General features: G+C 39.3%; 13 protein-coding genes. All 13 read right to left on the reverse strand.

Translation table 11 applies throughout. The annotated features are described in order from the left end of the window. Positions 1–61: 61 nt before the first annotated feature. A complete protein-coding gene (locus tag ACRD64_RS11115; RefSeq protein WP_430933422.1) occupies positions 62–820 on the reverse strand; it encodes a hypothetical protein in 759 nt (252 codons plus the stop codon). 1,378 nt (positions 821–2,198) lie between these two features. Continuing rightward, positions 2,199–3,083: an alpha/beta hydrolase gene (locus tag ACRD64_RS11120; protein ID WP_430933423.1), complete on the reverse strand. Its 885-nt coding sequence runs from the start codon at positions 3,081–3,083 to the stop codon at positions 2,199–2,201. 20 nt (positions 3,084–3,103) lie between these two features. Continuing rightward, entirely contained in the window at positions 3,104–4,384 is a 1,281-nt protein-coding gene (locus ACRD64_RS11125; protein WP_430933424.1) for a bile acid:sodium symporter family protein, read from the reverse strand. Between the two features lie 16 nt (positions 4,385–4,400). Then, complete coding sequence (locus ACRD64_RS11130; protein ID WP_430933426.1) at positions 4,401–6,005, reverse strand: sulfatase family protein; 1,605 nt, start codon at positions 6,003–6,005, stop codon at positions 4,401–4,403. Positions 6,006–6,110: 105 nt separating this feature from the next. Beyond that, positions 6,111–7,652 carry a sulfatase-like hydrolase/transferase gene (locus tag ACRD64_RS11135; RefSeq protein ID WP_430933427.1) on the reverse strand — a complete coding sequence of 514 codons (1,542 nt, stop codon included), beginning with the start codon at positions 7,650–7,652 and terminating at the stop codon, positions 6,111–6,113. Between the two features lie 3 nt (positions 7,653–7,655). Continuing rightward, positions 7,656–8,456: an SGNH/GDSL hydrolase family protein gene (locus tag ACRD64_RS11140; protein WP_430933428.1), complete on the reverse strand. Its 801-nt coding sequence runs from the start codon at positions 8,454–8,456 to the stop codon at positions 7,656–7,658. A gap of 74 nt (positions 8,457–8,530) precedes the next feature. Next, positions 8,531–9,025: a hypothetical protein gene (locus ACRD64_RS11145; RefSeq protein ID WP_430933429.1), complete on the reverse strand. Its 495-nt coding sequence runs from the start codon at positions 9,023–9,025 to the stop codon at positions 8,531–8,533. 57 nt (positions 9,026–9,082) lie between these two features. Beyond that, positions 9,083–11,080 carry a NosD domain-containing protein gene (locus ACRD64_RS11150; protein WP_430933430.1) on the reverse strand — a complete coding sequence of 666 codons (1,998 nt, stop codon included), beginning with the start codon at positions 11,078–11,080 and terminating at the stop codon, positions 9,083–9,085. Position 11,081: 1 nt separating this feature from the next. Continuing rightward, positions 11,082–12,890 (reverse strand): arylsulfatase, encoded by a 1,809-nt coding sequence (locus ACRD64_RS11155; RefSeq protein WP_430933431.1) that lies wholly within the window; start codon positions 12,888–12,890, stop codon positions 11,082–11,084. A 12-nt stretch (positions 12,891–12,902) separates the two neighbouring features. Next, entirely contained in the window at positions 12,903–14,033 is a 1,131-nt protein-coding gene (locus ACRD64_RS11160) for a glycoside hydrolase family protein (RefSeq protein ID WP_430933432.1), read from the reverse strand. A gap of 46 nt (positions 14,034–14,079) precedes the next feature. Then, on the reverse strand, positions 14,080–15,522 hold the full coding sequence (locus ACRD64_RS11165; protein WP_430933433.1) for a sulfatase-like hydrolase/transferase: 1,443 nt from the start codon (positions 15,520–15,522) through the stop codon (positions 14,080–14,082). Between the two features lie 191 nt (positions 15,523–15,713). Continuing rightward, complete coding sequence (locus ACRD64_RS11170; protein WP_430933434.1) at positions 15,714–16,379, reverse strand: DUF6250 domain-containing protein; 666 nt, start codon at positions 16,377–16,379, stop codon at positions 15,714–15,716. A 48-nt stretch (positions 16,380–16,427) separates the two neighbouring features. Then, positions 16,428–18,026: a sialate O-acetylesterase gene (locus ACRD64_RS11175; RefSeq protein WP_430933435.1), complete on the reverse strand. Its 1,599-nt coding sequence runs from the start codon at positions 18,024–18,026 to the stop codon at positions 16,428–16,430. Between the last annotated feature and the right edge of the window lie 27 nt (positions 18,027–18,053).

An 18,053-nucleotide genomic window follows, 5' to 3' on the forward strand; every position in this document is an offset into this window, starting at 1 on the left:
AACGAATATATTTAATCACCCGAACCCACAGTTGGGACTTTCTTCGGTGCATCGTGATTAATTATATTCTATTTGTTGTGGCTGCACCAACCGAAAGATAACCATTTTTCGGATCGGTAAGTTCTTGAATAAAAGCTATGAGCTTATTGTAATATCTTTTCTCTCCGGTCAATCGATATGCAATGGCCAGTTTAAAAGCTTTTTCACCATCACTTGCCACATAATTAAGGCTACTCCAAACTTTTGTTGGCCGAGGTTTTGTAATTACCTTTTGTTCCGGGAATTCAAAACTATCCAGCTCCTTTAGCATGTTATTGAAGTTATCTTTAGCCCAATCGCATTTTTCAACTTTATTAGCTACTTCTTTAAATAATTGATTGGTTGTCAGTAAAAATGGATGAGCTTTAGCATGAGTCGTACTGAACTTTAAACAAGCCAGTTCTTCTCCTTTTTCGTTTTTTGCGATCAACATGGCGTTTTCGTATCCGCCCACCGGAATAAGGTCATTCATGATCACGGATATACCGGCGGTCTGTTCAGTTCCCGGCTTTAGGATAAACTTCTCTTCTGAAAGAATAGTTTCGCAAGCCAATTCCCTGGGTTTGCGTATATTTAAATGAATGGTTTGTGTTTTATCTGAGATATTTTTTACCTGGAATATATACGAGATAGTATCCCCGTTAAAGCCTGGTTTAGATTGGGCGTTGGTGCTCAGATAAGTATTTGGTTTATGGTTCGGTTTCTCATTTAGTGAAGCGTTACATACAAGGTTGCAACATAACCAGAACCCTATTAAGGTTAATCCTCGGCTTAATTTCATTATTGATGGCATTTAAATGAGCAGAATTTTATTGTTAATTTTTTAGATTAGATATAAGAGATAAAAGTCTTACTTACAAGATACTTAATTTCAACCCATTACCAAAATGGGTGTTGATTCCCCAAACAAATGTTCCACAGGGCGAATAGTAATAATTACATAACAAAAATAAGCTATAGCTAATTCAGTCAATAGTATCATGATCCTAATAAATGCAATAAATGATGCACAGAAGGTTTATGGAAACCTAAAGTTGGTAATATTACTGTTATCTCAATAAATAAAGTAATACCAGGTAAAGTTTATAATGCGCTTAAATATTAATGTCTTTAATGCATGGCAAGACAATCTGGACTAACGGTTTTAGAAAGTATAGAATACTTAAAAAAATACATTTCAAAGAGAAAAATCACCGTATACGTGCAAGACTTATGAGCTTAATTCTAATAAAAGAATCAAAGTTTAAGGGTCAATTAGAGGTAGCTATGCATCTTTGGGTAGACCATGCGACAATTAAACGATAGCTTAAGCAATATAAGGACGAGGGGCTTAATGCATTACTAAAGTTAAAAAGTGGAGGTAGGCGCAAAAGTGTTATTCCTTCTGATATTCATCAGAGTATGAAGAAAAATTAAACGACTCAAAAGAACCTCTATTAGGCTACTGGGACGCTGTTCTGTGGATTAAGGAAAAACATAGTTTAGACATAAATTACCACACTTTAAGAGATTACTTAATAAGGCACTTTAAAACAAAAAATTAAATCCCCACGAAAATCTCATTATAAAAAAGACGAACAGGCTATTGAAGCCTTTTTAAAAACTCATTAATGAAGTGAGACAATTAGAATAGGTCTAAATAAAAGTATGTACAAGTCATTGAATTTATACTTTCAAGATGAAAGTAGATTTGGCTTAACGACTCATATAGGAAGGTGCCTAACAACAAAGGGAGTTAAGCCTAATGTAACGTATCAACATGCATTCAAGAATACCTATTTGTATGGAGCATTTTCACCCATAGACGGAGATTCTTTCATATACGAAATAGAAGGGAGTACCAGTAAAATATTCTTTATAATCTGGGGTAATAATAATTAAATAACTCTTACAGCGAAGCTTCATTATCAAGGGCAAGCTCATTAATTATTATTTCCAGATTTATTTTATTGTTCATTTTAAATTGAGGTTTAAACAAACATACAAAATAAACGATAGCCTTTAAGTGATTTATACCGCCAAAACACCGAAACACCTAAATATGATAAACTTATTTATGGTGTCTCCAAGTGTTATTGATGACCTAACGGATTAGTATTTATGAATAATTACTACTTCCGGCAGCTATTGATTATTTTCTCACGAAATTTACGAACTTGTTAAAGTTCAGGAGCCCCTTTAATGTATTTGAGAGACTTTAAAAACTGATCAGCTTCCCGAACTGTTAATGTATAAAACTTCCCATCGTACTTGTAGTTGTTAAAAAAACCATGACCGGCACCATCGTACAAATGCAGGTCGCACCTTCTGTTAAAAGCCTCCATTTTTGCTTTATAGTTTTCAGCAGATGAAACCGGTATCAAGTGGTCTTCTTTACCTAGAAACACGATAGTAGGTGGTGCTTTTTCAGTAATATTGTGAGCAGGTGATATTTGCTGCCAGCGTTCTCCCATTCTTTTATGCTCAAAACCTTCGGGGCCGTTGTCGAAAACAGGATTAAAGAGTATTAGGGCATTGGGCTTTGAACTGATGTTTAAGTCTTCGTCGGGTTCGTCCAAACCGGGCAAGGTGCCACAAGCGGCAGCCAAATGTCCACCTGCAGAGCCTCCCGAAGCCACAATTTTTTTAGGATGAATATTTAACTCCTTTGCATGTTTGCGTAAAAACCGCACGGCTGACTTAGCATCTGCAACGGATGCATAGGGTGTGGTTTTATGCCTGCTTCTCACACGGTAGTCGGCCAACACAGTGATCATACCTCTGGAAGCAAAATACTCGGCCTGAGGTTCAAACTGCTTTACTGTTCCTCCATTCCAACCTCCTCCAAAAAAGAAAACAATGGTAGGATATTTCTTCGATTTTTTAAATTCAGGTGGATACCTAAAAGTTAAGTCAAGTTTTACGGTGTCAATAGTTTTATAGGTCAGGGTAATAGGTTGGTTTTTATCTGCATCTTTAATTTCGGCGATACTATTTTGCCCGATAATATTTACGGAAATAACAAATAATAATAATAATAATAATAAGTAATTGAATTGTTTCATTGTCATATATTTATGTGTTTTTATTTACTCTGTTTTAAAGATCTCCCTCGCCACCAAGTGGCCAGTGATGATCCGGTTATATTCATTAGCGGCCCAAAGATGGCAGGTGCCAGACCCACTGTTGCCACTTTACCCATTTGAAGTGCCAGGCCGGAAGCCAGGCCTCCATTTTGCATGCCTACCTCAAGCGCAATTGTTCTACAATCCTGCTCCTTTAATTTGAGCAGCTTACTTACGCCATACCCCAAGGAGTATCCAAAAATATTATGCAGAAAGCAGGCTGCAATGAGCAATAGGCCCACTTCCAAAAGACTGTCTCTTCCTGCGGCGGTGATTATAGTGATAATTAAACCAATGCCCGTCATCGAAACAAATGACAATATATTATCCAGAAGTTCTTTGTTTCCTTTTGCTAGAATTTTAAAAACAAAAGCCATCATTACCGGAGCAACCGCGAACAATAGAATATCCCATAAATAGTTGTTTAGTAATACGGAGATAACATGTGCAGCCGTAAAATAATTGATAACACTTTTCAGGAATATTACACCTAAAAAACTAGCCAGCTGAATTACCTGAGTCTTTTTAAAGCTAAATCCCTGAGAAAACAAGTTAAAAATTAATCCAGCACATATTGGAAGAATCACCATATTAAAGATTCCCGTCATCATATTCCAGAAATCAATCTCGATAAGTTGACCGGCAAAAACTTTCATTAAGAAAGGCGTCATAAGGGGTGACAATAAAGTAGCAAATGCTGTTAGTGTGACGGATAATGCGAGATTTGCTTTGGCGATAAACGACATCACATTTGATGCCATCCCGCTTGGTGAGGAGCCCACCAGCACAATTCCGGCCGCTATTTCTGGAGCAAACTTAAATAAAGTAGCCACTGAAATACCAATTATCGGCATAATACTAAACTGGCAAATGACACCGGCGATTACTCCTTTGGGCATTTTAATAATCCCTACGAAATCGCTTAAACTCATCTGCGAGCCCATTCCAAACATAATGATTTGCAGTAAGGGCACGATAAGCAGTTTAAACTGAAAACCACCTATGCCAATAAAATACTGAGGATAATACAATGAAATAGTAACGGCCGATAGAATCATTATGGAATAAGAAAAGCCTTTAAACCTATGGTAACCTCTCACTGCTATAGCCAAACCAACCAATGCACTTATTAAAAAAGGGCCTGTAAATTGATTTTGCTCCATTAAATAAGCACCAGCAAAAAGACAAAAAGAGATTGCCGCAAATAGCAAAAGGATTTTATAGACTTTCATATTCTGCATAACATATTAATTTAAATTAGAGTTTCATCCATGTTACCTGCTCCCAGTTTTCCTTGACAAATTCTTGAGGTTCACCGGTTGTAGATCTACCTTCTATTATGATTTTAGATATCTTATTTTTTAATCTCTCCACTACATCAGGATGTTCGAAAAATAAATTGGTTGTTTCTCCCGGATCATTTTCTATATCGTACAACTCATATGAGGCCTCACCTTCGCCAGGTTCAACAAAAGTAGGCTGAAAGGAACCTCCTGAACCACGTAACATATTTAGTTTCCATTTTCCCTGACGGATAGCAAAATGACCTGAGGCAGCATGATGTATTACTGCCCGTTCCGATTTGTATTTAGATGCTTCGTTTGTGATAAACGGGTACAAACTATAACTGTCTTCTCCTGCATTATCAGGAACAGAAGCACCTACAATATCGGCTATTGTTGCCAAAAAATCAACCTGACACACCGGTTCGTTCACTTTGGAACCCGCCTTTATACCTTTAGGCCAACGCATTATAAAAGGCACACGGTGTCCTCCTTCGTAGATATCCCTTTTACCTCCTTTAAAATGTAAATTGCTATAATGTCCGTAAGTGTCGCGATGATAAGTATAATTGGTTTCCGCACCGTTATCAGAAGAAAATATTACCAACGTATTTTCCGTAAGCCCATTTGCCTCTAAAGCATCTAACACCTGCCCTACCCTGTAATCGGTCTCTTCCATAAAATCGCCATAATTACCACATTCTGTTCTACCCTGAAAGTCGGGATGTGTACAATGTGGCAAATGTGGGCTGGTTAAGGGCACATACAAGAAGAATGGGGTTCCTTTTTTCGCATCCTGCGCCAACCTATTTATACGTTCAACCGCTTTATTCGCAAAAGTTTCCAACACCAGTTCGTCATTAAACGAAGGCGCCACCTCGACACCACCTCTCATTTTTTCGTCCTGATAAGGCGGAGTCATTCTATAATCTGCAGGGCTGGCATCTTTATAGGTTCGCGGGTTTGTATTCTTTTTCTTTTTGGTCCAAAGTACAGGAGGATCCAGCACCCTATCATTTTCCAGGAAAGTCAGCACCCCAAAGTTCATCGAGGCAGGGAGACCGAAAAAGTAGTCAAAGCCTTTCTCAATAGGCCCATCCGTAAAAGGTTGCGACCAATCACGGTCTTTTCCCGGTTGGCCGGCAAAATCCATTTGCAAATGCCATTTACCCACCATGGCGGTATTGTAACCTTTCGTTTTTAACATGGATGCGATGGTCATACGTCCTTTTTCAATCAAACAGGGTCCATCAGCTCTTAAAACACCTTTCTTTAAAGAAGTTCTCCAACTGTAACGTCCCGTCAAAAGCGAATACCGGGAAGGCGTACAGACCGCATCGCTGCTGTGTCCATCCGTGAAAACTACCCCTTCGTTAGCCAGTTTATCCATATTTGGGGTTTTAAACTTGGCCTCAGGGTTTAGCGCACTTACGTCACCATAGCCCTGGTCATCAGTGTAAATAATTAGTATATTTGGTTTTTGAGTAATTTTAGATTCCTTTTTATCCTTAGGTTGATTGCAACCAACGAAAGTTATTATAAAAAGGCTTAATACTGTAAGCAGACTGTATTTTCTCATTTGTATTAAATTTTTATTTTTATAGCGCGATATAGGAAAGTCTAAGTCAACTTTGGATACTTTTCTAATCGTAACCACACTGTTAATAACTATATTTTACTAATATTATTTTTGCTTCGTAACCTCCCTGTACATTTCCCCGGTTTGTTTTCGCAACTTCTTTAAAAGTTCGGCATGTTCCGGACTATACGCCAGGTTGTTTTGTTCCAATGGATCATTATCCAGATCATACAATTCCTCTATTTTTGGTGTATGTTCGTAATAAACAAAATACTTGTAACGATCTGTCCGAATGCCATGGCTGCGATACGATTTATTGGCCTTTATCAGGTTCTCGTTAATCTCGTCCACATTTTCCTTAGTCCGGGCGCCGAACATAGCAGCAAGAAATAAGTCTTCCATAAATACGGCATCCCGCCATTTTTTCATGTTCTGTGTTTTGTTCAGGATTCCACTAAAATCCTTTCCCTGCATACTTTTGGGTGCTTTGAGTCCCGCGAGCGAAAGAATAGTAGGCGCCATATCCACCGATGAAATTAGTGCATCCACCCGAAACCCTCGTTTGGCTTCGGATGCCCTTCCATCAAATACAATTAACGGTGCTTTCACTGATTCTTCGTAAAGCAGACATTTGTCATAAAGTCCGTGCGAACCCTGAAAACGCCCGTTATCGCTGGTGTAAATGATGATGGTATTATCAAGTATTCCTTTCTCTTTCAACTTCTCCACCAAAAGCCCCACCTGCTGATCGACGCTATAACCCTGTGTAGCGAAACGACGCACCAGTTTCTGATACAGCTCGGGCGTTGATGATCGTTGACGATGCAGGCGTACGCCGCGTGCATGTTCGGTTACAACCTTTGGTAGTTGATCGTTTTCTTTCACCCAGTTCCCCGGTACGGACAGATCGTAATCCTTAAACTGCTCAAAATGGGGTGCATACATATCCCTGTTTTGATCGTGCTTTACTGCGTAGAAGCTGACCGATAAGCAGAACGGCTTACCTGTAGGCTGGGTTTCAATAAAACGTAACATCGCTTCCCCAGTTCTCAGGGTTCTCCCTGAATTTTGTCGGCCGGCCTTATAGATCTCCTGTAGTTTAGGATCGTCTTCAGGCCACATGACAATACCATTTCTGTCATGCGTTTCGCTACCGGCAAAAAAATCAAAGATATCGCCCATATGTTTTTTATAGTAATGCTCCTTAGGTGTACTAGGCCTTGTCGCTTCCTCGGTAACCGTAAATCCGACTTTGCCAATAAAGCCGGTACGATATCCTGCATTCTTAAGTATAGCAGGGTAACCTTTGGCAAAATCAGCGCGCGATAAGGTATAATCATCCGGGGCAACAAAACCCACCCGGTGGTTGGAATTGTACCGGCCTGTCATCATGGTTACCCGGCTGGGCATGCAAATGGCAACCGCATAATAGGCTTTATCAAAAGTAACACCCTGCTCCGAAAGTTTGTCGATATTCGGGGTGTTAAACTCAGGTCTTCCATAACATCCTAAATTATCCCAACGTTGGTCATCGGTCATAAGAAAGATGATATTGGGTTGTTTATGATCTTTAGCCTTGGCGTAACCACTGCAACAAAAATTAGCAGCTACAATCGCTATGCATAAATGCTTAAACAATATGCTCATATCTTATAAATATTTACGAATCACCCGGGCAACCTCTATCCCCTGGTTGGTGAATCCCAATTCGTTATAATGTACATTACCGGGTTCTTGTGCCCATTCTTCCATATGTGGAAATGTATATGCATAAAGATCGTTAATAACAATCTCAGGATGGTTTCTCAAGACCTCCAGGGCAGCCATATTAAATTTTATACTGTCTCCTTTGAAGCGTCCTTTTGCGTTAGCAGGAACAGGGGTTGTTGTTGCAAAAATCAATTTCGCTTTCGGATAATTTGATTTCAGGTACCTACAAATTCCATCCAGGTTCTTTTGATAAATATCGATGGTAGAAACTTGTGTTCCAGCTTTATTCAGGTGTTTGCCTTTGAGGTATTTTAGGTCATGTAAACCCACATTAAAATGAATTAAATCCCAATTGAACTTCCATCCTTTTTTTAAATGAGGTTGAAACATGGTTTCATTCATTTTATTCATATTAGGAATAAAATCATGGCTCGACCCACCATTTTTAAACAAACGAATTACGTTTGCCTTTCCATCGAGCTCTTCCCTTACTTTATAACCATATTTAATAGAAATAGAATCGCCATAGATAAGAACATTAGTTGTTTTGCTGAAGGGATGAACGTAAGTAAAACAATCCGTTTTATAGGTCTTACCAATATTGCCGCACAAACTATCCCATGCTTCCTTGCACGTTTTATAATCGCTTCTTTTTTTGAAACCTCGTGCATAGGCCGCTGGGGCTACAGTCATACCTAGAACACCAATTCCAACAACTTTTATAAATTCTTTTCTTTCCATTTATTACAATAAATTTATCAAATCAGAGTATATCTTTCGAACATTTCACAGCGCAATACTTTCTTTTAATCTACTTATTTATAACCGATTTTTGTGCAGGCAATAAAACTGTTCCATCTTCTTTTTGCTTGATTTATTCCATCTTGTGCAATGGTTTCCGCGCGGGATAGTCCAGCATACATTGTTCCTATTGCATCAGCACCAATGGCTAAAATGGTAAGGTGATTGTTGGTTTGAGTCAATCCAATGGCATAGCCTTCTATCACAAGCTCTCCCGAATTTTTACCTCCAGCAACCTGCAACTGCTTCAATAAGGTTTCGTCGGTTTGAAGGCCGATCACAATTTGAACTTTATCTTGCTTTGCACTTAACTTTGAGATCGGAGCTATTTTACTTTTTAACCCTTTACCTTTTAAGGACTGCTGGAGATCGACCGCTGTAATATGAACAGCAGGAATATCTGATAAACAATATATTAAAACCTTTTGTCCCAAAGTATTACTGGAGCATGTCAAGGACGCAAAAATCAGTATTAATATATAAATGCCGTGTTTAATCCTGCTCATCATTATCTTGAAATTCGATTTGAATACTTCAGCAAGTTATGATCACGCTCACAACTCTTATTACTTGCCCCAGACCTTAATCTTATTTTTTCCAACTTTCAGGTTTTGAAGTGGACCTACCAGAGGTGAATCTGTATTTCTTGCGTTTCCAAAATAATCAGTATCAATGGTCACGGGAGATCCATCAGGATTCTCGAAAGGTGTTTCCGACTGAAATGCGTAACCAAGCAATTCAGTATTTACAACTTTCGTTTCTACGCTTTCTAAACTTTCATCAATGGTAATATTCAAATAATAAGCATCATCCTCCTGAGAAATACTGATCTCTGGTTTTAATGTTCTATTCTCAACAAAATTGGTTTCAATGGTTGATGGCAGGGCTTTATTTAAATACAGATTGGCATCGATAAACATTGGAAATTTCTGCGCATTATAGGCATTTAAATTACCAGGAGATTTCCATTTGTATTCGGCAGGTGGAAAATCGTTATACCCATCTAAACCGTAAAATTGACTTTTATCTAGCGTTTCGTTATTGGCAGCAAAAATATTATTATAAAATCGGTCATCACCAAGAATGACGGTCATCATCCCCAGAACCTGCGTAGAGTGTGGGAAATGGTAATGTGTAAATCGATTACTTGCCGCACGGGTTTGCACATATCCCACAACTAAGTTATTCACAAAAGCTGTTCCTTGCGAAGCATTCAGAATTCCTTTTTCAGAGAGCAAAATATTATTATCAATAATCATTGGCCCATGATTTACCTCAACAAATACGTCCTCGTTGTCTGTATGATTGAAAAATAGATTCCCGGTTACACGTGCGCCTTGCGCCTGCCAATCGAGCCATAGCCCACGATGGTTATCATGTATGCAGTTGTCTTTAATTAAAACATCGATGGCAGCATGTAGTTTAATGCCACTTACCTCCCATCCACCAAACTGGCTTTTTACATTTATATTATAAATATGATTATTGCTTATCTCGCTAAATACACATCCTAAGTGCCCAATAACACCTCCCTGTTCGCAATCTTTAATGGTGTTGTTACGTATGATATGAGATCCGATGGTTTCTTTAGACCAACCCAATTGTAAGGCTTTAAAAACAACCTCACGCTCATACTGAGTTCCCTGCTTCCGCTTATCACGTTTCCACTGGTTCTGCCCCGAAGACCTTTCTTTACCGATCACAATGCCTGAACATTTTGAATCACTAATAAGGTTATCTTCAATGATCCATCCTTTACTCCAGTTTGGGCCAATTAAACCAATCTGTTCTGCTGTTGGAGGTGCCCATTGCGTAGCCGCATGACACATCTTAAATCCGCGTACCGTAATAAAATTAATGCCTGTTTTTTTGGGCCAAAACACGGTTGGACGAACATTTATTTCAACCAGTTCTTTATTGGGGTTTAAGCCCTTAAAATTGGCATAAATAGTTGTTGTCTCCTGGTTACTTTCGCAATACCACTTGTACTTAGAACCTTCGGTATCCGTCGCATTTTTCAGTGGAGTCTCCGTTAGCACATCAGACAACTTATTGATTTCGTAGAGTGCTTTTCCATTTAAGTAGACTTCGCCCAAATGATGATCTCTTCCTGATGTACTTGTTAACCAATCGCCATATATAACTTCTTGGTAAGGATTAAAATCACCAAACAATGCGTTTTCTATTTCTACTTTCCAAACATGACCTTTATGTTTCTTCCAGGAATTTATTTCTTCCGATCCCTTAATCCAGACCTCTTCATTTGCTGCAGCCTGATATATAATTCTGTCCCGATTGTTCCTTCCTTCGTAATAGGGATTGACCCATTCTCTGTAAGTTCCTTCATGAACCGTAATTACATCTCCCGGCTGCGCTATTCTTGCTGCTTTTGAGATTGAATTGAATGGGGCATCTTTGCTACCATTATTAAAATCGTTTCCATCTTTAGCAACGTGATATTCTGTTGCATTTGTGGCGATGGCTATAAAAACGAATAATACAATTAAAATTTGCGCTTTAATTCTCATCCAATACAATCCATTAATGCGTATCGTTGAGCTCATGTTATAACTTTTCTATTTTCACATAATAAGCCCCAAATTCAGTGCCGTCATCCAATGTAAACCAAGTTTGCAGGTGATTTTCTCCCTTGTTTAGCTCTAGGGTAAATTCCACATATTCAGCGTCCAAGTCTACATTCTCCGACAAGTCATGGTTCTGCACCTTTACACGTGCTGTTTTTATATTTAAAGCCTTCCCTTTTTTGCTTGCCGTAACACTTGTTCCTTCCAGAGCCGGACGAGCAGGAGCCTCTGCGCCTAAGGCCAAATGCGATTCTTCAGGCCAACGGCGAAGTTTTAAACTGTATGTCCCTGCTTGAGCAACCTTAACTCTAAAAAAGCCATTATTAACCATTCCCATCCGAATATGGTTCTGCTGCCAAGGTGTAAATTTCTCAGAATGCCAGTCGTGGCAAAATAATGTTGTTGGATTTTCTGCTTCATCACCAATAATAAAGAATGGTTTTTCAACAAAAGTTGGTGAAATCTCGTTCCACCAAGCATCATATTTAGCAAGCAAGTTCTTCATTAATTCGGGATGTTTCTCTGCAATATTCGTCCGTTGTTCAGGATCGGTATTTAAATCATAGAGTTCGGTTCCTTCAACCAAGCGCCAGTTTTTGTGCAGTAACGCAGTTCTAAGCCATGGAACCGGGTCGGTAGAAAATTGTGTATTTACAAAAACTGTTCTGTCTTCAAACTTAGATTTGTCACCATTTATCAAAGGCACAAGACTCTGACCATCAAATTTTAAATCGGCACTCAATTCAAGCTTGCACAAATCTATCAGGGTTGGTAATATATCGTAATGAGCGGTTAGCTGGTCAATATCTTTCCCTACTTTTATGCCACCATCTTTCCAATGAATAAAGAAGGGAACACGATGACCTCCTTCATACATACTGGCCTTTATTCCGCGCATTCCGGCATTATTTCCTTTTATCACAAAACCATCTAAACGGTCACCTTTGGGATCAACTTTTGCACCCGCAGCCGATCCATTGTCAGCTGTGAAAATTAAGATGGTATTATCCATCAAATCGATGGACTTTAAGTATTCAACCAACTTCCCAACGTTTTCATCAATATTGGCAATCATGCCATAAAACGACGCATTTGGGATATTTTCATTGTCGTTATAAGGATCGGAATATTTATCGGCAACCCAATACGGCGAGTGTGCAGCGTTGGTAGACAGGTAACAAAAGAATGGCTCATCTTTCTTTTGATCAATGTATTTTTTAGCTTTCTCGAACCAGATGTCTGTGCAATAACCTTCGAACTGTTCAGGTTTGCCATTGTGCATGTATATATCGTCGAAATAGTCATTGTTCCAATGATCCATGGTTTGCCCAACACCTCCACCATTATTCATCAAAACCTCATCAAAGCCTTTGTCCTGGGGGCGGAACGGGTAATTGTCGCCCAAATGCCATTTACCGAACATAGCTGTATTATACCCGTTATCTTTAAAGATTTGAGCCATGGTAGTTTCTCTTTCCAGAATTAGAGATCGGCCTTTAATGGTAAAAAACACCCCGGTTCTGTAGTTATGGTGCCCTGTCATAATTGCGGCACGCGTAGGTGCACAGGTTGGGCTCACATGATAATCGGTTAACCGTGTGCTTTTTGCATGCAGCGCGTCAATATTGGGCGTTTGAATATATTGATTTCCATGGCACGCCAAATCTCCATATCCCACATCATCCACCATAATAAGGATTACATTGGGCTTTTTACTTTCTGGTTGATTACACGATAACATTATTAAAGCAGAAACAATGATCGTATATATGTATTTTGATCTTATCATTATACTAAAAATTTACAAATCTGTTTTTAAAGGTATGACCATATTCCAGGTCTTATCAAAACTCCAAGCTTTTTCGCCATTTCCTGTGGCGGCAAAAAAATGTGTAGGCACCCCGTCCTCAATCAACAGAAAAGGTCGTTCGAAGTGATTCTGATACGAAGTGGTGCCATCATCCCATTTAATACTTCTGCTATAGGCTTTAGGATTTTCAAACAATTGCCATTTCACCCCATCATCAGACCAGGCATGGACGCCCCCCCCTTCTTCTCCGCACAATACCCCGGTTCGGTCTTTTATGATAGCTTCGTATTTATCGCCATTCCACCAAACATAAGGATCTTCCAGATCGATTCTTTCGTTATCTTTTGATTTGAATCTCAATATAGGTTCTTCGCTCAACCTTTCGTAAGGTCCTTGAGGATTACTGGCTTTGGCGACTCCCAACAACAAAGGTGGTTTATTGGCATCGGCCGATGATTTATACATGAGTAATATTTCACCTGTTTTTTCATTTACCACCGGAGCAGGATTGGAAGTGATGGAGGCATCCCAATGTCCTTTTTCCCTTGGTTCAATAACAGGTTTATCCAGTCTTTTCCATGGTCCATAAACACTATTGCTAATGGCTACTCCAATCCTTTTATTCTGCCATGCTCTGCTCCAGTTATCCCGCTCTACTTTTGGGTTCTCCGGAGTAGGGCGCTCAAAATCGTAGGTGGTTCCAAAATAATATAACAAATACTGATCTTTATATTTCACTATTCTTGGATTATGTGTGCACATTCCATCCCAATATTCTTTACCTCGCGGAGGCAGCACAGCACCGACTGTTTCGTACGGACCTATTGGCGTATCTGCTACGGCATGAACCACTTCAGAGTTTGTCACCCAATTTCCGAAGTTTACATTTCGTGGCCAACGACTGGCAAACATATGGTACCGTCCGTCTTCACCTTTAATTACGGAAGAACCCCAAATCCAGTATGCCGAATCCTGATAGCCTCCATTCTTTGGTGCAGGTAAGATGCGGTCGACAAACGCAATGTCCTTCACTTTTTCCTTACATGAAATACATAAAGTCGACAACAAAGTAAAAACAACACTTACACCAACTGACTTTATCACAAAATCCCTTCTCTTCATTTTTATCCTCTTTTTTTTATGAATGATACAAATCTACAACTAACTATTACTCCTCTCTTTTCCAGACAAAACTTTCATCCAATAAGTCGGCATACTCCTTTTCCAATTGCTTTTTCATGCGATTGAATACTTCGGGATATTCCATAGCTTTGTTTTCGGATTCCCCAATATCATCTTTCATATTATACAACTCAAAATCTGTCATGATTGCATTTTTCACTGACGTTGCATTGCCTTCATAAATATTATTGAGTTGTGGCATATAAGAAGTATCGTTTTTAAGCCGGCATAAGATTTTCCAGTCACCTGAACGCATGGCCACCCTGTGTTCGTTCAGCGCATTATAAAATGCCCAAATCAAAGGTTTTGCCCTTTCCTGTTTACCTGTTTTAATAAGGGTTGCAATTGACTCTCCATCCAGTTTTCTATCAGGAAGCGTTGCCCCGGCCAGTTCAGCGAATGTCGGCATCAAATCCAGTGATGAAACCACTGCATCTGTAGTTCCTTTAAACGTATTTTGTCCCATCCAATGTAAAATTCCCGGTACACGAAATCCGGCTTCATTTGTCCACAGTTTCATCCCTTTTAGATCTCCCGGTGAACCATAAGATCTGGTGGCACGGTAGTATCTATTCAATGTCTCAGGTCCATTGTCGGAGGTGAAGAAGATGAGTGTATTATCATCATTGCCACTATATTTTAGATATTGAACCAGGCGACCTACAGCTTGATCCATATTGGCTACGTTGGCAAAATACTGCGCCTGGTTTTCATTTTCAGAATCAGGAAGATATTTATCTACTAAGTTTTGCGGTGATGCAATTGGTTCATGTGGTTCGTGAAAACATACCTGCAGATAAAACGGTTTATCTTTTTCTTTCTTCTTCAGCCATTGAATTGCCTCTTCCACCACAATCTGACAACTGAAACCTGCTATTTCCCCAACCTCTTCACCGTTTCTTATAAAATTTTTAGGGTTTTGATGGGTAGGCGCTGCATTATTATGGGTGGCAAACCAATGGTCGAAACCAAAATAATCAGGTTTGGGTTGCACATTGCTGTTAAACCTTGAGCTACAATGCCACTTTCCTGACAAGCAAGTTGTATATCCCGCATTTTTCAACATGGCCGGAATGGTTTGTTCGTGCTTTTGCAGATGAACCAAGTCCCTGCAATCCTTACTTTTTCTGGTGCCGGGGATAAAATCATATATCCCTGCCTTATTGGGACTGCGACCAGTGAGCAACCCTGCTCTGGAAGGAGAACAAACAGGAGCAGCAGAATAGCAATTGGTCAATTTTATACCATCTTCCGCTAGTTGATCCAGGTTCGGTGTTTGAATAATCGGGTGCCCAAAGGATGACAAATCGCCATAACCTAAATCGTCGCACAAAACAACCACAATATTGGGTTGTGAGATTTCTTGATTACAAGCTGTAAAGTGTAGGGCCAGCGCCCATACGGATAGTAAAAAAATGTAATTCTTCATGATTTAAAATTAAAGGAAGCTAAAATTGGCCAATTACAGGAATTTATGAAATGTTCAGTTTCATTATTTTTATATCTATTTTAAACATTATATCATTTTTTCTTGAACCAACACAAGAATAAATCCGCATTACAACACACTGACAATCATCACAATCATATCTATTCCTATAACATTTCTTCCAGATTCAACTATTCGCGAACAACCTCCACATTCCGAATCAGACAAGCCGCATACTCGCCAGCAGTTCCTCTAATTCTGAATGCAAAATGACCGCCACCATAAGCTTTTTTATCGGTTGTCTCCAGTATTTTTTCGCCATCTAGCTTTAGCCAGATGACATCTTTTTTTCGGCCTATCTCAATAGAATAGAAAACACCGGGATGCATAATGTTTTTTTCGTACGAAACCAGGGCAGGATCTTGTCCTTTAGGTGCCGGATATTTTCTGATAAACGGGGTGTAATTATGTGGGCCATTTCTAAAGGCATAGAAATAGCTTTCCACATCTTCGATCCATAATTTCATGGAACCATCATAATTTTCCGGAATAGATAGGCTGGCATCCTTACCCGGATTTGAAGCTGACAATATAGCTACTAAAACAGATGCCGGTGTCAAGGTCATTATATCGTACTTTACCACCACATCTGCTCCATAACTTTCCGGGCTCACGATCATCACCCCGTTACTTTCTTTGGCCTCCTTCATAAAAAACATATTATGACTTTCAACTAACTTCGTTCCTTGCCCATAAAACGGCCAGCTGTTTAGTTCTTCGGGCGTTATGACCTGCCCATTCAAACATGTTGGCAGTATGGTTACAACGAGTGTAAGTATTGTTTTTATTGCCTTCATTTTTATCATATTTTTAGTTATTACAATAACAATATCTGTATCCTTTTATCATTGATCACTTGTAAAAATAGCAGCCGGTAACCCATTCTTATTGTATAAATTAGCACCTTCGGGGTTGGATGACCATGCATAACGTACTTTAATCGGTTTTAGAACATCCAGATGGGAAACCTCCACCATATTTTTGGAAATAATTTGAGCATTCGCTGTCTTCCATACTCCATCCTGGCCAGCTACCTCGAACCATTTTAAAGATTCACTTACCGGGACTGCATCATCCATAAGCTGTTTATGTCCAACCATTAGTCCGGAACCCACATGAATGAATTTAACTATTATTTTATTGTTGCTTTTTTTAATACGCTTAAAAAGCGGACCGCTAACTGCCTGCACTTTTTTATTGTAATCCTTTTTCAAGGCCCATTTAGACAATCGCTTACCGACATCCTTTTTATTGTGGGGATGTACATCTATGGCCTCACCTATATCATGTAACACCGCCATTCCTGTTTTAGGCAAAGTGGTACATACCGTTCTAATTTGGTCCGAGACAGCGGCCCATCCTACATTAGAACGCTCATCGGTTACTTTAAATGCCGCTAATTGTGTACAGTAAAACGGAAAATTACCTTGCCCCCACTCTTCGCGCCAGCTGGTTACCAACTCCTTCAGATAAAATCCATAACTTTCCTCCATATAATGGGAGTTAGATTCACCTTGATACCAAATCACACCCTTTATGGCATAGGGCTTAATCGCTGAAATCATTCCATTATGCAGCGTTGCAGGAATTTGCTTACTTTTTTCGGGGTGAACTGTTGGCCATGGCCTTGGAATTGTTTTACCACTTTGAATCCACTCATTATACTTATTTTGAAACACGGTATCTTCATAACCTTCCTGAGCCATTTCAACGATTTTTCCCTTCGCGTTCTTCATCTCATGTTCGTAATAGGCTTTCGTGGTTTCATGCTTCATGTATGTATCAACAGAAATCCAAGGCTGGATGCGCGTGCCTCCCCATGAGCATTCGATAATACCGATAGGGACATTCAGGTTTTTTCGCAATTCTTTAGCAAAAAAATAGCCTGTGGCCGTAATATTTCCGGTATTATCGGGTGTGGCACTTCCCCAATTAGCTTTAAAATTATGCTTCTTATTGTATAGTGATGGTGTTTGAGGTATTTCAATGTGCCGTAATAAAGAATCATCAGCTGTCGCTATTTCATTTCGGATAAATTCTACCAATGGCTGATATTCTTTTTCTCTGGCATCATTCACAAACTTGTTTAACGCAAAATCCATATTTGACTGCCCTGAACATAACCATACTTCGCCGGAAAGAACATCACTGATTTTAAGCGTATCTTTACCATAAATACTTATATTGAATGGTCCTCCTGCCTTAGGCGTTTTAATTTCCACTTTCCAGGTGCCATCCGAAGAGGTAACAACTTCAGCCTTTTGCCCCCAACCTGCTACCACAGTTATCTTTTCCATTGGATCTGCCCATCCCCACACAGGAATTTTGGTTTTTTGCTGTACCACCATGTGATTAGAAAAAAGAGCATTTACAGAAACATTTGCATTCATTATCTGTGCACAAAACACGAGGAAGGCAAATAGTATTTTATATGGGTACATCATATATTTATTTTTTACTAATATTGTTAT

This window comes from Saccharicrinis sp. 156, assembly GCF_050589685.1.
Taxonomy (GTDB): domain Bacteria; phylum Bacteroidota; class Bacteroidia; order Bacteroidales; family Marinilabiliaceae; genus Saccharicrinis.